Genomic DNA, 14,121 nt, shown 5'->3' on the forward strand with positions numbered 1-14,121 from the left:
CGGACCCGTCCCGGGAACATGACGGCGCGGCAATAGGAGCCGTCTACGTTCTCATTCGCCGGACAGGTGTATAGGCGTTGGCCTAAGCTGCTCTCAACTGTCACAGCAGAGCGGTCACGTATCAATACGTCCGGCGACCCCGAATCGTTCCGGTCGTTCCCTGTTTTTTTGTGGGAGGCGTGTCCGAATCCGCCTCCCGTGTCACCTGGCGTCCGTTGCGACGCAAGACAACTGTCCCGGTCTGCCGGGAAAGTCACGTATGTCGCGGGCTCACTCCCCCGGGTGATCTGCCGCTTACGCATAGTCCGTTCGGGCCATTCAAGATTGGGCCCGAAGGGGGTGTTGCGCTGTGCCCACCTTCCGTAACGTCCTCAACTGGCGGCGGTGCATATGCCGCTGCCGCCGTGGGGGAGCCTCGATTCGGGAGAGGACGGCGCCGGTATGGGCTGGGTAACCGACTGGAGTGCGCAGGCGGCCTGCCGCACTACCGATCCGGATGAACTGTTCGTTCAAGGAGCAGCGCAGAACAGGGCGAAGGCAGTGTGCACCGGATGTCCGGTACGCACGGAGTGCCTCGCCGATGCGCTCGACAACCGCGTCGAATTCGGCGTGTGGGGAGGCATGACGGAGCGGGAGCGCCGCGCACTGTTGCGCAGGCGGCCCACTGTCACTTCATGGCGCCGGCTACTGGAGACCGCGCGCATCGAGTACGAGCGAGGGGTCGGCATCATCCCCCTCGACGACGACGAGATCTACGAGAACTACGCGGCGGTGGGCTGACGCCGGTCCCGTAGGGGCCGATCGACCCCGGGCGATCCCCGGGGCACGCGTCAGACCTTTGTCCCGGGCGTCAGACCGTCGTCTCGGGCAGCTCCGGCCGACCGGCCGCGAGCCGGTTCCCGATGTCCCGCAGCCCCGCGAGGTCGTGCACATCGCCGGGCAGCGCGGCCACTTCGGCGACGGCCACCTCGGGGTGGCGCGCGGTGAAGCGGTCACGTGTGCGCTGCTCGCGGGAGAGCAGCCGCATCCGGTCGGCGTGCAGTCTCAGCAGGCCTGCGGTGAGTCGGTCGACGGATGGCTCGTCGTCGGGTCGCTTGTCGGCGGGGCGCTCGTCGTCCGTGGCGGCGGGGGAGCCTTCGTCACGAGCTGCTGCCCGGGAACCGGGAGATCTGGGACCGGAAGATTCTGAACTGCCGTACGTGTCGGGAGAGTTACGAAGTCCAGCTTTCCCGCCCACCTGATCGACAATGCGGGACTCCTCAAGATTTTCCGCGGCGGCGAGTGCCCGCTCGGCCGAGAGCCGGGCGGCCCCGCTGCCGTGCACCCGGTTGAGCACCAGACCGGCCAGCGGCATGTCCTCGGCCGCCAGCCGCTCCACGAAGTACGCGGCCTCGCGCAGCGCGTCCCGCTCTGGCGCCGCGACCACCAGGAACGCCGTCCCGGGCGCCTGCAGCAGCTTGTACGTCGCGTCCGCGCGGGTGCGGAAGCCGCCGAAGGTGGTGTCCATCGCGGCGATGAACGTCTGGATGTCCTTGAGCAGTTGACCGCCGAGCAGCTTGCCGAGCGTGCCGGTCATCATCGACATGCCGACGTTGAGGAACTTCATGCCGGCCCGCCCACCCAGCTTCGCCGGCGCGGTCAGCAGCCGGATCAGCTTGCCGTCCAGGAACGAGCCGAGACGTTTCGGCGCGTCCAGGAAGTCCAGGGCCGAGCGGGACGGCGGGGTGTCCACCACGATCAGGTCCCAGTCGTGCTGGGCGCGCAACTGGCCCAGCTTCTCCATCGCCATGTACTCCTGGGTGCCCGCGAAGCCCGCCGAGAGCGACTGGTAGAAGGGGTTGTTCAGGATCGCGGCAGCCCGCTCGCGGTCCGCGTGCGCCTCGACGATCTCGTCGAAAGTGCGCTTCATGTCGAGCATCATGGCGTGCAGTTCGCCGTCCCCGTCGACGTCCTTCACCCGCCTCGGGGTGTTGTCCAGCGAGTCGATGCCCATGGACTGGGCGAGCCGCCGGGCCGGGTCGATGGTCAGGACGACGACCCTGCGGCCCCGCTCGGCGGCCCGCAGCCCGAGCGCCGCCGCGGTGGTCGTCTTGCCGACCCCGCCCGAGCCGCAGCACACCACGATGCGGGTCTCCGGGTCGTCGAGCAGCGGATCGACGTCGAGCACGCGCGCGGGGGACAGCCGACGGGCGCCGTCGCGCCCCTGCTCCTGGACCGGGCTCATGACATCCCCTGCTTCCGCAGCTCGGTGGCGAGTTCGTACAGGCCCGCCAGGTCCATGCCCTCGGCGAGCAACGGCAGTTCGTGCAGCGGCAGGTCCAGCGCGCCGAGCACGGCCCGCTGGTCGTGCTCCAGGGCGTACCGCGCGGCGTACTCCTCCGCCTGCGCGAGCAGCGGATCCACCAGCTTCTCGGCATTGCCGCCGCGCCGCGCCCCGCCGAGCCCGGCGGCCGACAGCGACTGCGCGACGGCTGTGCGCGGCACGGCCCGTACGAGATCCAGCTCGGCCGCGTCCAGCACCTCGGGCCGCACCATGTTCACGATGATCCGGCCCACCGGCAGCCGCGCAGCCCGGAGTTCGGCGATGCCGTCGGCGGTCTCCTGGACGGGCATCTCCTCCAGGAGCGTCACCAGGTGCACGGCCGTCTCCGGGGACTTCAGGACCCGCATCACGGCCTGCGCCTGATTGTGTATCGGGCCGATCTTGGCGAGCCCGGCCACCTCGTCGTTGACGTTCAGGAAGCGGGTGATGCGGCCGGTCGGCGGGGCGTCCATCACGACGTAGTCGTAGGCGAACCGCCCGCTCTTGTCCTTGCGCCGTACGGCCTCGCACGCCTTGCCGGTCAGGAGTACGTCCCTGAGGCCGGGCGCGACCGTGGTGGCGAAGTCGATCGCGCCGAGTTTCTTCAGGGCGCGGCCCGCGCCGCCCAGTTTGTAGAACATCTGGAGGTAGTCCAGAAGGGCCAGTTCGGGGTCGATGGCCAGCGCGTACACCTCCCCGCCCCCGGGAGCGACGGCGATCTTCCGCTCCTCATAGGGCAGCGTCTCCGTCTCGAAGAGCTGCGCGATGCCCTGGCGACCCTCGACCTCGACGAGAAGCGTCCGCTTCCCCTCGGTGGCCAGGGCCAGCGCGAGGGCCGCGGCCACCGTGGTCTTGCCGGTACCGCCCTTGCCACTGACGACCTGGAGCCTGCTCACGTCTTCGAGCCTAACCAGTCCGCGCCCGAACCAAGCGGGAGGCTGTGGACAACGCGACCGCGGGCGACCGGTTCGCAGCCGCTAAAGTCGGCCGCATGACCAAGTGGGAATACTCGACTGTGCCGCTGCTCGTCCACGCCACGAAGCAGATTCTGGACACCTGGGGCGAGGACGGCTGGGAGCTCGTCCAGGTCGTGCCCGGGCCGAACCCCGAGCAACTGGTGGCCTACCTCAAGCGGGAGAAGGCATGAGCGCCGTCGAGGCCCGGCTGGCCGAACTCGGCCTGACCCTGCCGGCGGTCGTCCCGCCGCTCGCCGCGTACCAGCCCGCCGTGCAGAGCGGGGTCTACGTGTACACCTCCGGCCAACTGCCCATGGTGGACGGCAAGTTGCCGGTCACCGGCAAGGTAGGCGGTGAGGTCACCGCGGAGGAGGCCAAGGAACTGGCCCGCACCTGCGCGCTGAACGCCCTCGCCGCCGTCAAGTCCGTCACCGGTGACCTGGACCGCGTCGCGCGCGTGGTGAAGGTCGTCGGCTTCGTCGCCTCGGCCCCCGACTTCACCGGCCAGCCCGCCGTGATCAACGGCGCCAGCGAACTCCTCGGCGAGGTCCTCGGCGACAAGGGCGTGCACGCGCGGAGCGCGGTCGGAGTGGCGGTGCTGCCGCTGGACTCGCCGGTCGAGGTCGAGATCCAGGTGGAGCTGACGCAGGCGTAACCACGGTGTTCGCCGTCCTGGAGGGCGCGTTGTCGCCTCTCGAACATCCGCGCGCTACGGGATAGCCTCCGCCCATGGCGAATGGGCAGTGGTACCCGGCGGAGTGGCCCGAGCGCATCCGCGCGCTCGCGGAGGGCGCGCTCACCCCGGTCGTGCCCAGGCGGGCGGCCACCGTGATGCTCCTGAAGGACACGGATACCGGCCCCGCCGTCCACATACTGCGCAGGCGGGCCTCCATGGCCTTTGCCGGGGGCGCGTACGCGTACCCGGGCGGCGGTGTCGACCCGCGTGACGACGACCGTCACGTCCGCTGGGCGGGCCCCACGCGCGCGTGGTGGGCGAACCGGCTCGTCGTCGACGAGACGGCCGCCCAGGCGATCGTGTGCGCGGCCGTACGGGAGACGTACGAGGAGGCCGGCGTCCTGCTCGCCGGACCCACCCCCGACTCCGTGGTCGGCGACACCACGGGCGAGACCTGGGAGGCGGACCGCGCCGCCCTGGTCGCCCGTGACTTGTCCTTCGCCGAGTTCCTCGACCGCCGAGGCCTGGTCCTGCGCTCCGACCTGCTGGGCGCCTGGGCCCGCTGGATCACCCCGGCGTTCGAAACCCGCCGCTACGACACCTGGTTCTTCGTGGCGGTCCTCCCTGAGGGGCAGCGCACGCGGAACGCCTCCACGGAGGCCGACCACACGGTGTGGATCGCCCCGGGCGAGGCGGCCACCGGGTACGACAAGGGCGACCTGACGATGATGCCGCCGACCATCGCGACCCTGCGCGGACTGATCCCGTACGGCAGCGCGGCCGAGGCCCTGTCGTCGGCCCCGGAGCGCGATCTGACGCCCGTCCTCGCACAGGCCCGCTTGCAGGACGGCGAGATCGTCCTGTCCTGGCCGGGCCACGAGGAGTTCACCAAGCACATCCCGACCGACCTCTCGACCGGTGGAGCCCCCGCATGACCGACGCAGCCGCCCTCCCCGGCCAGCCACGCGGCGGGGTGTCCACCGGCCCCGCCACCGCGCGTGCCGTGAACGTCCTCGCGCCCAACGCGTCCGCGATGACCCTGGACGGGACGAACACCTGGATCGTCGCGGAGCCCGACTCCGAGCTGGCCGTGGTGATCGACCCGGGGCCCCTGGACGAGGGGCATCTGCGCAACGTCGTCGACACCGCCGAGAAGGCGGGCAGGCGGATCGCCCTGACCCTGCTCACGCACGGACACCCCGACCACGCGGAAGGCGCCGTCCGCTTCGCCGAGCTGACGGACACGAAGGTCCGCGCCCTGGACCCGGCGCTGCGCCTCGGGGACGAGGGCCTCGCCGCCGGGAACGTCATCCGGGTCGGCGGCCTGGAACTGGTCGTCGTGTCGACGCCCGGGCACACCGGGGACTCCCTGTGCTTCCATCTCCCGGCCGATCAGGCAGTCCTGACGGGAGACACCGTCCTGGGGCGCGGTACGACCGTGGTGGCGCATCCTGACGGCCGCCTGGGCGACTATCTGGACTCGCTGCGGCGGCTGCGCTCGCTCACGGTCGACGACGGCGTCCACACGGTCCTGCCGGGCCACGGACCGGTCCTGGAGGACGCCCAGGGCGCCGTCGAGTTCTATCTCGCCCACCGTGCCCACCGGCTCGCCCAGATCGAGACAGCCGTGGAGAACGGCCACCGGAGCCCGGCCGAGGTCGTCGCCCACGTGTACGCGGACGTCGACCGCTCACTGTGGCCGGCGGCGGAACTGTCGGTGCGCGCCCAGCTGGACTACCTGCGCGAACACGGCCTCATCTAGGCGATGCCGTCCGGGCGCGGCGCCTTCACGCCGTGCACGCGCGCGTACTCCTCGGCCAGCCACGGGCCGAGATCGCCGACGTACGACGGCAGCACGCGCGCGTCGCCGGTCGGTTCGCAACCCGACGCCGCCGCCCTGCGCAGTTCCTCGGCCCCCAGGGCGAGCGTCCGTCCACCGCCCAGATGCCCAGCGGTGCCCCCGGGCTCCCGCTCTCCCGCCCACTCCGCCACAGCAGCCGCGCCGACACCGGTCTCCGCGACCACCGGCGTCGCCCCGACCGCCCCGCCCAGACCGAATCCGGCGCCTTGTCCTCGTACATTCCCGCCCCCTGTTCCTAAGCGTTGTCCCGTAAATGATCTTTGATGTGCTGGATGACCTGCCGTTTCTCCGTCACCCGGCGAGTGCGAGGTTGTGCAGGCGGGCGATGCCGAGCATGGCGTGGTGGACACCGGCCCCTTTGAGGCGGCAGTCGCGGAGGATTTTCCAGGTCTTCATGCGGGCGAAGGCGTGCTCGACGCGTGCACGTACTTTGCGATGGGAGGTGTTGTGTTCCTCTTTCCACGCCGGGAGTTCGGCCTGGCCGGGTTCGCGGCGGTGTGGGATGACCAGGCCGGTGCCGCGGTAGCCGCCGTCCGCGATGACCGTGGTCTTGCCGACGGCGTCCTTCGCGCCGGACAGTTCCCACGCCTTGCAGTCGTTGCGGTTGCCGGGCAACGGGCGGCCGACGGCGACGACGAGCCTGGTGTCGGCGTCGATGACGACCTGGTGGTTGGTCGAGTAGCGGTAGTTCTTCGACTGCTCGGCGACCTGGTGATCGCGGGTGGGAACCAGGGTGCCGTCCACAATCAGCACGGCGTCCTTGCGGAACCGCCTGCGTTGCTGGAGGGCGAGCGCGGGTCCGAGGTGGTCGATGATGCGGTCGGCGGCCGACTTCGACACCCCGAACAGCGGCGCCAGTTGGCGCAGCGTCAGGTTCGTCCGCCAGTACGCGGCGACCAGCAGCACCCGGTCTTCCAGCGGCAGGCTCCACGGCCGGCCCTTGCGCACCGGATCTGCCCCCTCGCGTCGCAACGCGGTGATCAGCTTCCCGAACTGACGCGGACTCAGCCCGGTGAACGGGGCTATCCAGGACGGCTCCGACGCCGTGATCACACCAGCCACGACAAGATCATCTCATCCCTGACCAGCAGTTACGGGACAAGTCTTAGGCCCCCACCTGGCGATGCGAGAAGGGCCCCACCGTGCGGCAGGGCCCTTCAGTAAGAAGACGTGCGTTTCAGCGCGAGCGCTTCGCCAGCCGCTCGACGTCCAGCAGGATCACCGCGCGGGCCTCCAGGCGCAGCCAGCCGCGGCCCGCGAAGTCGGCGAGGGCCTTGTTGACCGTCTCGCGGGAGGCGCCGACCAGCTGGGCCAGCTCCTCCTGCGTGAGGTCGTGCACCACGTGGATGCCTTCCTCGGACTGCACGCCGAAGCGGCGGGAGAGGTCCAGCAGGGCACGGGCCACGCGGCCGGGGACGTCCGAGAAGACCAGGTCGGACATCGCGTCGTTGGTCTTGCGCAGCCGGCGGGCGACCGCGCGCAGCAGCGCGGAGGCCACCTCGGGGCGGGCGCTCAGCCAGGGCTGGAGGTCGCCGTGGCCCAGGCCCAGCAGCTTGACCTCGGTCAGCGCGCTGGCGGTGGCCGTGCGCGGGCCCGGGTCGAACAGTGACAGCTCGCCGATCAGCTCGCCGGGGCCGAGGACGGCCAGCATGTTCTCGCGGCCGTCGGGGGAGGTGCGGTGGAGCTTCACCTTGCCCTCGGTGACCACGTAGAGCCGGTCGCCCGGGTCGCCCTCGTGAAAGAGCGAGTCCCCGCGCGCGAGGGTCACCTCACTCATGGAGGCGCGCAGCTCCGCGGCCTGATCGTCATCGAGCGCCGCGAAGAGCGGGGCGCGCCGCAGAACGTCGTCCACGAGTTCTCTCCTTGTCGACCTGCTCAGGGGATGGTGCTCCCCCTTGGTACCAGGGGACCGTGCTCCCCATTTTGCCGGACCGTCCAAACAGTGTGATCTGTCACAAGGATGCCGTACAGGTGTCCCGAGGTAAGCGGCAGGGGTCCAATTGGGGGCTGATCTTCGGGGTCCGGGGTGGATGTCAGTGGCGGGCTCTAGGCTGGCCGGGTGTCCAAATCGCCGGTGAGAGCACAGGCCAAGGGGGCTGGGCGGATGGTTGTACCTCGTGATTCCGCCGTGGGCGAACAGAGCCCTGACGGCGGCAGGAAAGCGGCAAAGGGGGTAAAAAGGGTGGCTGTCGTAGAGAGCGACAAGAGCGAGTCGCACACCGCCCTCGTCCGCCGCGCCCGCCGGATCAACCGCGAGCTGGCCGAGATCTATCCGTACGCCCACCCGGAGCTCGACTTCGAGAACCCCTTCCAGCTCGTGGTCGCCACGGTCCTGTCCGCCCAGACCACCGACCTCAGGGTCAACCAGACGACACCGGCCCTGTTCGCCAAGTACCCGACCCCCGAGGACCTGGCCACCGCCGATCCGGAGCAGGTCGAGGAGATCCTCCGCCCGACCGGGTTCTTCCGGGCCAAGACGAAGTCGGTGATAGGCCTCTCCAAGGCCCTGGTCGAGGACTTCGGCGGCGAGGTCCCGGGGCGGCTCGAAGACCTCGTCAAGCTGCCCGGTGTCGGCCGCAAGACCGCCTTCGTGGTGCTGGGCAACGCGTTCGGGCGCCCCGGCATCACTGTGGACACGCACTTCCAAAGGCTCGTACGGCGCTGGAAGTGGACGGAGGTGACCGAGCCCGACAAGATCGAGGCCGCCGTGGGAGCGCTCTTCCCTAAGAGCGACTGGACGATGCTCTCGCACCACGTGATCTTCCACGGCCGCCGCATCTGCCACGCCCGCAAGCCCGCCTGCGGCGCCTGCCCCATCGCCCCGCTCTGCCCGGCGTACGGCGAGGGCGAGACGGACCCGGAGAAGGCGAAGAAGCTGCTCAAGTACGAGAAGGGCGGCTATCCGGGCCAGCGCCTGAACCCGCCGCAGGCCTATCTGGACGCGGGCGGCAAACCGGCGCCGCCGCTGGGATCGGCATGACGACGGCATCGGGGACCGGATGACGGAACGATCTCGGAGGTATCGGGCGTTGATCGGTGTGAACGGGGGTGGGGGATGACGCGCGCGAGCAATGCCCAGGGTGTGGGGCTCAGCAAGGAGGGCCTGCCGGGCTGGCTGGACCCGGTGGTGCACGCGGTGGAGACGGTCGAGCCGCTCCAGCTGAGCCGGTTCCTGCCGCCGGAGGACGGGGCGGGCCGGCAGTCCGCGGTGCTGATCCTCTTCGGGGAGGGCGATCAGGGGCCCGAGCTGCTGCTCATGGAGCGGTCGAGCTCGCTGCGCTCCCACGCGGGGCAGCCGTCCTTCCCCGGCGGTGCCCTCGACCCCGGGGACGGCGACCCGACGGGCGACGGCCCGCTGCGGGCCGCTCTCCGCGAGGCCGAGGAGGAGACCGGACTCGACCCCGCCGGAGTGCAGCTCTTCGGGGTGCTGCCCAAGCTGTACATCCCGGTGAGCGGCTTCGTGGTGACCCCGGTGCTGGGCTGGTGGCGGGAGCCGACACCGGTGGGCGTGGTCGATCCGAACGAGACGGCACGCGTGTTCACGGTCCCCGTGGCGGATCTCACGGATCCGGCCAACAGAGTCACGGTCACGCACCCCAGCGGCTTCCTGGGTCCGGCATTTCTGGTCGAATCGGCCCTCGTGTGGGGCTTCACGGCCGGGGTGATCGACCGCCTGCTGCACTACTCGGGCTGGGAGCGCCCCTGGGACCGCGAGAAGCAGGTCCCCCTCGACTGGCGGTCATGACAGGGTGTCGCTCGTGAATGTGCTGGACATCCTGTTGCTGGTCGCCGCCGTGTGGTTCGCGATCGTGGGCTATCGCCAGGGGTTCGTCGTCGGCATCCTGTCGGTGATCGGCTTCCTGGGCGGCGGTCTCGTCGCCGTCTACACGCTGCCCGTCATCTGGGACGCGCTGACCGACAACGCGGAGGTCTCCACCACCGCGGCCGTCGTCGCGGTCGTCGTCGTCATCGTCTGCGCCTCCGTGGGCCAGGCCCTGACCACCCACCTCGGCAACAAGCTGCGCCGCTACATCACCTGGTCCCCGGCCCGCGCCCTGGACGCGACCGGCGGTGCCCTCGTCAACGTCCTCGCGATGCTCCTGGTGGCCTGGCTGATCGGCTCGGCCCTGGCCGGCACCACCCTGCCGACGCTCGGCAAGGAGGTCCGCAGCTCCAAGGTGCTGCTGGGGGTGTCCCGGGCGCTGCCCGCGCAGGCCGACACCTGGTTCGCGGACTTCTCCTCCGTCCTCGCGCAGAACGGCTTCCCGCAGGTCTTCAGCCCGTTCGCCAACGAGCCGATCAACGACGTCCAGCCGCCCGACCCGGCCCTCGCCTCCAGCGCGGTCGCCACCCGCGCCCAGCAGTCCATCGTCAAGGTCATGGGCACCGCCCAGAGCTGCGGCAAGGTCCTGGAGGGCACCGGCTTCGTCTTCGGCGACCGCCGCGTCATGACCAACGCGCACGTCGTGGGCGGCGTCGACGAACCCACCGTCCAGATAGGCGGCGTGGGCCGCAAGTACGACGCCAAGGTCGTCCTCTACGACTGGCACCGCGACATCGCCGTACTCGACGTACCGGACCTGAAGGCGCGCTCCCTGCAGTTCGCCGCCAAGGACGCGGACAGCGGCAACAGCGCGATCGTCGCCGGCTTCCCGGAGAACGGGTCGTACGACGTCCGGGCGGCACGCGTGCGTGGCCGCATCACGGCCAGCGGTCCGGACATCTACCACCGCGGCACGGTCCGCCGCGATGTGTACTCGCTCTACGCGACCGTCCGCCAGGGCAACTCAGGCGGCCCGCTGCTCACGCCCGAGGGCAAGGTGTACGGCGTGGTCTTCGCGAAGTCCCTCGACGACCCCGACACCGGGTACGCGCTCACCGCCGACGAGATCCAGCCGGACATCGTCAAGGGGCGCAGTGCCAACGAGCAGGTGGACAGCGACAGTTGCGCGCTGTGAGACCGGCTTTTGGAAGGGGCTGCGTCAGCCGCGTGGGTGACGCAGCCGTACCGAGACCCAGCGGGCCCGGCGGCGCAGAATGCGCGGGATCCCCACCCTGAGGTCTGTGCCCTGGAGTTGCGGGGCGCCCCGTTGGTGGGAGCTCAGACCGTGGTCCGAGCGGCGATTGCGTGCTGCGTCACTGTAGTCGTGCGTCCAGCCCATACCCCGACCTCTGCCCCTGCCCCAAGGTCCATAACCACCCCTTGGGGCCCCAATTGGCGTATGCGCGGGGCAAGTGGCCGTTCGTAGTACAGGTGTTCAAGTCCGGATACCGGGCGCGACGGCTCGGTCACCGATCGGGTTCGGGATCCTTGAGCCAGTTGACCAGTTCGGTCGAGAAGACCGCCGGCTCCTCCTCGTGCGGGAAGTGCCCGAGACCGTCGAACAGCCGCCAGCGGTACGGGGCTTCGACGTACTCCCCGGAGCCCGCCGCGCTGCGGGTGCGCAGCACCGGGTCGAGCGAGCCGTGCAGATGCAGCGTCGGCACCCGCACCGGCCGCTTCATGCGCCGGTTGAACTGGATGCCGTCCGGGCGCGCCATCGACCGCACCATCCAGCGGTACGGCTCGATCGAGCAGTGCGCGGTCGACGGGATCAGCATCGCCCGCCGGTACGCCTCGACCGCGCCGTCGTCCGGCGGCTGCGGGCCGGACCAGTCGCGGATCAGCTTGCCCACCAACTCGGCGTCCTCGGCGAGGAGTTGCCGCTCGGGGAGCCAGGGGCGCTGGAACCCCCAGATGTAGGAACTCGCCGCGGACTGTCTGACGTCGGACAACATCGCGTTGCGCCAGCGCCGGGGGTGCGGCATCGAGGAGACCGCGAGCCGGCGCACCAGCTTGGGGCGCATCGCGGCGGCCGTCCATGCCAGATAGCCGCCGAGGTCGTGGCCGACCAGCGCGGCGTCCGGCTCGCCGAGGGAGCGGATCACGCCGGTGATGTCGAGGGCGAGGTTGGCGGGGTCGTAGCCGCGCGGGGTGCGGTCGCTGCCGCCGACGCCCCGGAGGTCCATGGCGACGGCCCGGAACCCGGCGTCGGCCAGCGCGCCGAGCTGGTGCCGCCAGGTCCACCAGAACTGCGGGAAGCCGTGCAGCAGCAGGACCAGCGGCCCGTCGCCCACCTCCGCGATGTGGAAGCGGGCGCCGTTGGCCGCGACATCCCGGTGAGTCACCTGGTGCCCGCCGGGAATGGCGAGCCGTACGACCGAAGCAGGTTGTGCCCAAGGATGGGCGGGGTCCGTCATGAGGACGAGCGTGCCACAGCCTCGATGGCTTCGGGGACACGGTCCTCGATCGCCGCGCGGGGATGCGGCTTCGCGTTGCCCAGGACGCCCGCGGTCTCCTTGACCGAAGCGGTCACCTTCTGCGGGCCCTTGCTCTTCGCGGCCTTCTTGAAGAAGAGCACTCCGACCAGCCCGAGGACGATCGCGACGAGCACGTTCGCGGCGAAGGAGAGCAGGAAGCAGAGCGCCATGTTCCAGCCGGTCCAGGTCCGAATGCCGTACGCCAGCGCGAAGTTGAGCATCGGCAGGGAGAACACCAGGACCACCGCGGCGACCGTGAACGCGCCGCCGCCCACCGCCCCGCGCTTGACGTCCTGCTTGAGCTGTGCCTTGGCCAGCGCGATCTCGTCGTGCACCAGCGCGGACATCTCGGTCGTCGCCGAGGCGAACAACTGGCCGATGCTGCGTTCGGCGCCGACCGGGCTGCCGTCGGGTGCGCTCATCGCGTACTCCCTCTTCCCCATGTGTTTGTACCGTCTGGTCAGATCATGCCGGACCGTCGTTGTCCTCGCCTGCCCCGCCCGCTACTTCGGCAGGTCCGCGCCGCTGTTCGGCGGCCTTCTCCGCGGCGATCCTGCGGTGCTCGGCGGCCTTGCGGTCGTGGAGTCCAGCCATGCGCAGGTGGTACGCCGGGTCGTCCTGCTCGTAGATGTCGGGGATGCCGTCGAGATCCTCGTCGCGCTCCTCGTCCTCGTACATCCTGCGGTACCGGGCGTTGCGCAGCTTGAGCAACACGGTCGCGCACAGGGCCGCGATGAGGGAGCCCACGAGGACGGCCGCCTTGACCTCGTTGGTGAGCACCTGGTCGCCGCCGAACGCGAGTTCCCCGATGAGCAGCGACACGGTGAAGCCGATGCCGGCCAGCGAGGCGACCGCGAACACGTCCGCCCAGGCGAGGTCGTCGCTGAGCGAGGCCCGGGTGAAACGGGCCGTCAGCCAGGTTCCGCCGAAGATCCCGACAGCCTTGCCGACGACCAGCCCGAGGACCACGCCCAGGGTCTCCGGTTTGGTGAATACGTCGCCCGGCGCGCCGCCCGAGATGGCGACCCCGGCGCTGAACAGCGCGAACAGCGGAACCGCGAGGCCCGCCGACAGGGGCCGTACGAGATGTTCGACGTGCTCGCCCGGGGAGTGCTTCTCGTCCTCGCGGGTGGTGCAGCGCAGCATCAGGCCCATCGCCACCCCGGCGATGGTGGCGTGGACGCCGCTGTTGTACATCAGCGCCCAGATCACCAGCGCGAGCGGGACGTACACGTACCACCCACGCACGCCCCGGCGCAGCAGTAGCCAGAAGACCGCCAGGCCGATGGCCGCCCCGGCGAGCGCGGCGAAGTCGATGCGGGCGGTGAAGAAGATCGCGATGATCAGGATCGCGAACAGGTCGTCGACCACGGCGAGGGTGAGCAGAAAGGCGCGCAGGGCGCTCGGCAGGGAGGTGCCGATCACCGCGAGGACGGCGAGCGCGAAGGCGATGTCGGTGGCGGTCGGCACCGCCCAGCCCTGGAGGGAGCCGCCACCGGTGAGGCTGGTGAGCGTGTAGACGAGTGCCGGTACGGCCATTCCGCACAGGGCGGCGACGACGGGCAGGGCGGCGGCCTTGGGGTCGCGCAGGTCGCCGGCGACGAGTTCGCGTTTCAGTTCGATGCCGGCGACGAAGAAGAAGACGGCGAGGAGGCCGTCGGCGGCCCAGTGGGCGATCGAGAGGTGCAGGCCGAGGGCGCTGGGGCCGAGGTGGAAGTGGCTGACGCTCTCGTAGCTGTCGTGCAGGGCGGGGACGTTCGCCCAGATCAGCGCGGTGACCGCGGCGATCAGGAGGAGGACACCGCCGACGGTCTCGGTGCGCAGCGCCTCCGCGACGAAGTTCCGCTCGGGCAGGGACAGACGTCCGAGAACCTTGCGGGCGGGGGTGGGGCGGGGCGCGGCCATCGGGGGAACCTCCGGTCGGTGGGCAGGACGGAACTACTCGCCGACCAGACTTCCCGGCACACCATGAGGGTCACGTTTTGCTTAGTTTACCTAAAAGGGGTGCCCGGCGCGCGCTGCGCCG

At 70.4% G+C, this 14,121-nt stretch carries 16 protein-coding genes and 1 pseudogene; 8 read left to right on the top strand and 9 right to left on the bottom strand.

Annotated elements, in window-relative coordinates; translation table 11 throughout:
- Positions 1-441 precede the first annotated feature (441 nt).
- On the top strand, positions 442-780 hold the full coding sequence (gene wblA / locus OH768_RS28815; RefSeq protein ID WP_019063745.1) for a transcriptional regulator WblA: 339 nt from the start codon (positions 442-444) through the stop codon (positions 778-780).
- Between the two features lie 70 nt (positions 781-850).
- On the opposite strand, the gene OH768_RS28820 is transcribed toward wblA, so the two are convergent.
- Complete coding sequence (locus OH768_RS28820) at positions 851-2,224, bottom strand: ArsA family ATPase (protein WP_406458354.1); 1,374 nt, start codon at positions 2,222-2,224, stop codon at positions 851-853.
- Positions 2,221-3,198, bottom strand: coding sequence for an ArsA family ATPase (locus tag OH768_RS28825; protein WP_406458356.1), 978 nt, complete (start codon positions 3,196-3,198; stop codon positions 2,221-2,223). Before OH768_RS28825 ends, OH768_RS28820 begins: the two co-directional genes overlap by 4 nt.
- 95 nt (positions 3,199-3,293) lie before the next feature.
- On the opposite strand from OH768_RS28825, the gene OH768_RS28830 reads away from it, so the two are divergent.
- The 4 genes from OH768_RS28830 (at position 3,294) to OH768_RS28845 (ending at position 5,696) form a co-directional block, all read left to right on the top strand.
- Positions 3,294-3,449 (top strand): DUF4177 domain-containing protein, encoded by a 156-nt coding sequence (locus OH768_RS28830; protein WP_345038500.1) that lies wholly within the window; start codon positions 3,294-3,296, stop codon positions 3,447-3,449.
- Positions 3,446-3,913: a RidA family protein gene (locus OH768_RS28835; protein WP_406458358.1), complete on the top strand. Its 468-nt coding sequence runs from the start codon at positions 3,446-3,448 to the stop codon at positions 3,911-3,913. Before OH768_RS28830 ends, OH768_RS28835 begins: the two co-directional genes overlap by 4 nt.
- A gap of 74 nt (positions 3,914-3,987) precedes the next feature.
- Positions 3,988-4,869, top strand: coding sequence for an NUDIX hydrolase (locus OH768_RS28840; protein WP_406458360.1), 882 nt, complete (start codon positions 3,988-3,990; stop codon positions 4,867-4,869).
- Positions 4,866-5,696 carry an MBL fold metallo-hydrolase gene (locus OH768_RS28845; RefSeq protein WP_406458362.1) on the top strand — a complete coding sequence of 277 codons (831 nt, stop codon included), beginning with the start codon at positions 4,866-4,868 and terminating at the stop codon, positions 5,694-5,696. Before OH768_RS28840 ends, OH768_RS28845 begins: the two co-directional genes overlap by 4 nt.
- Here OH768_RS28845 and OH768_RS28850 read toward each other — a convergent pair.
- The 3 genes and pseudogenes from OH768_RS28850 to OH768_RS28860 form a co-directional block, all read right to left on the bottom strand.
- Positions 5,693-5,848 (bottom strand): annotated as a pseudogene (locus OH768_RS28850) (nucleotidyltransferase); the annotation flags it as partial. The gene OH768_RS28845 and the pseudogene OH768_RS28850 overlap by 4 nt on opposite strands.
- A gap of 238 nt (positions 5,849-6,086) precedes the next feature.
- On the bottom strand, positions 6,087-6,857 hold the full coding sequence (locus tag OH768_RS28855) for a transposase (RefSeq protein ID WP_406458364.1): 771 nt from the start codon (positions 6,855-6,857) through the stop codon (positions 6,087-6,089).
- Between the two features lie 115 nt (positions 6,858-6,972).
- On the bottom strand, positions 6,973-7,647 hold the full coding sequence (locus OH768_RS28860) for a Crp/Fnr family transcriptional regulator (protein WP_019063754.1): 675 nt from the start codon (positions 7,645-7,647) through the stop codon (positions 6,973-6,975).
- A 252-nt stretch (positions 7,648-7,899) separates the two neighbouring features.
- On the opposite strand from OH768_RS28860, the gene nth reads away from it, so the two are divergent.
- The 3 genes from nth (at position 7,900) to OH768_RS28875 (ending at position 10,753) form a co-directional block, all read left to right on the top strand.
- The gene (nth, locus tag OH768_RS28865; protein ID WP_406458367.1) at positions 7,900-8,775 is read left to right on the top strand and encodes an endonuclease III; all 876 of its coding nucleotides are present in this window, start codon (positions 7,900-7,902) and stop codon (positions 8,773-8,775) included.
- A 75-nt stretch (positions 8,776-8,850) separates the two neighbouring features.
- Positions 8,851-9,540, top strand: coding sequence for an NUDIX hydrolase (locus tag OH768_RS28870; protein ID WP_406458369.1), 690 nt, complete (start codon positions 8,851-8,853; stop codon positions 9,538-9,540).
- A gap of 13 nt (positions 9,541-9,553) precedes the next feature.
- Positions 9,554-10,753, top strand: a complete 1,200-nt coding sequence (locus OH768_RS28875; RefSeq protein WP_406458371.1) for a MarP family serine protease — start codon at positions 9,554-9,556, stop codon at positions 10,751-10,753.
- 24 nt (positions 10,754-10,777) lie between these two features.
- Here OH768_RS28875 and OH768_RS28880 read toward each other — a convergent pair whose 3' ends face one another.
- From OH768_RS28880 to nhaA, 4 genes are all read right to left on the bottom strand, one after another.
- Complete coding sequence (locus OH768_RS28880; RefSeq protein ID WP_078623198.1) at positions 10,778-10,957, bottom strand: hypothetical protein; 180 nt, start codon at positions 10,955-10,957, stop codon at positions 10,778-10,780.
- A gap of 127 nt (positions 10,958-11,084) precedes the next feature.
- Positions 11,085-12,035 (bottom strand): alpha/beta fold hydrolase, encoded by a 951-nt coding sequence (locus OH768_RS28885; RefSeq protein WP_406458373.1) that lies wholly within the window; start codon positions 12,033-12,035, stop codon positions 11,085-11,087.
- Positions 12,032-12,517 (bottom strand): phage holin family protein, encoded by a 486-nt coding sequence (locus OH768_RS28890; protein WP_406458375.1) that lies wholly within the window; start codon positions 12,515-12,517, stop codon positions 12,032-12,034. Before OH768_RS28890 ends, OH768_RS28885 begins: the two co-directional genes overlap by 4 nt.
- Positions 12,518-12,560: 43 nt before the next feature.
- The gene (gene nhaA, locus OH768_RS28895) at positions 12,561-14,000 is read right to left on the bottom strand and encodes a Na+/H+ antiporter NhaA (protein ID WP_406458377.1); all 1,440 of its coding nucleotides are present in this window, start codon (positions 13,998-14,000) and stop codon (positions 12,561-12,563) included.
- Positions 14,001-14,121: the final 121 nt, after the last annotated feature.

Origin of the sequence: Streptomyces sp. NBC_01622, assembly GCF_045209635.1 — a bacterium.
Taxonomy (GTDB): Bacteria; Actinomycetota; Actinomycetes; order Streptomycetales; family Streptomycetaceae; genus Streptomyces.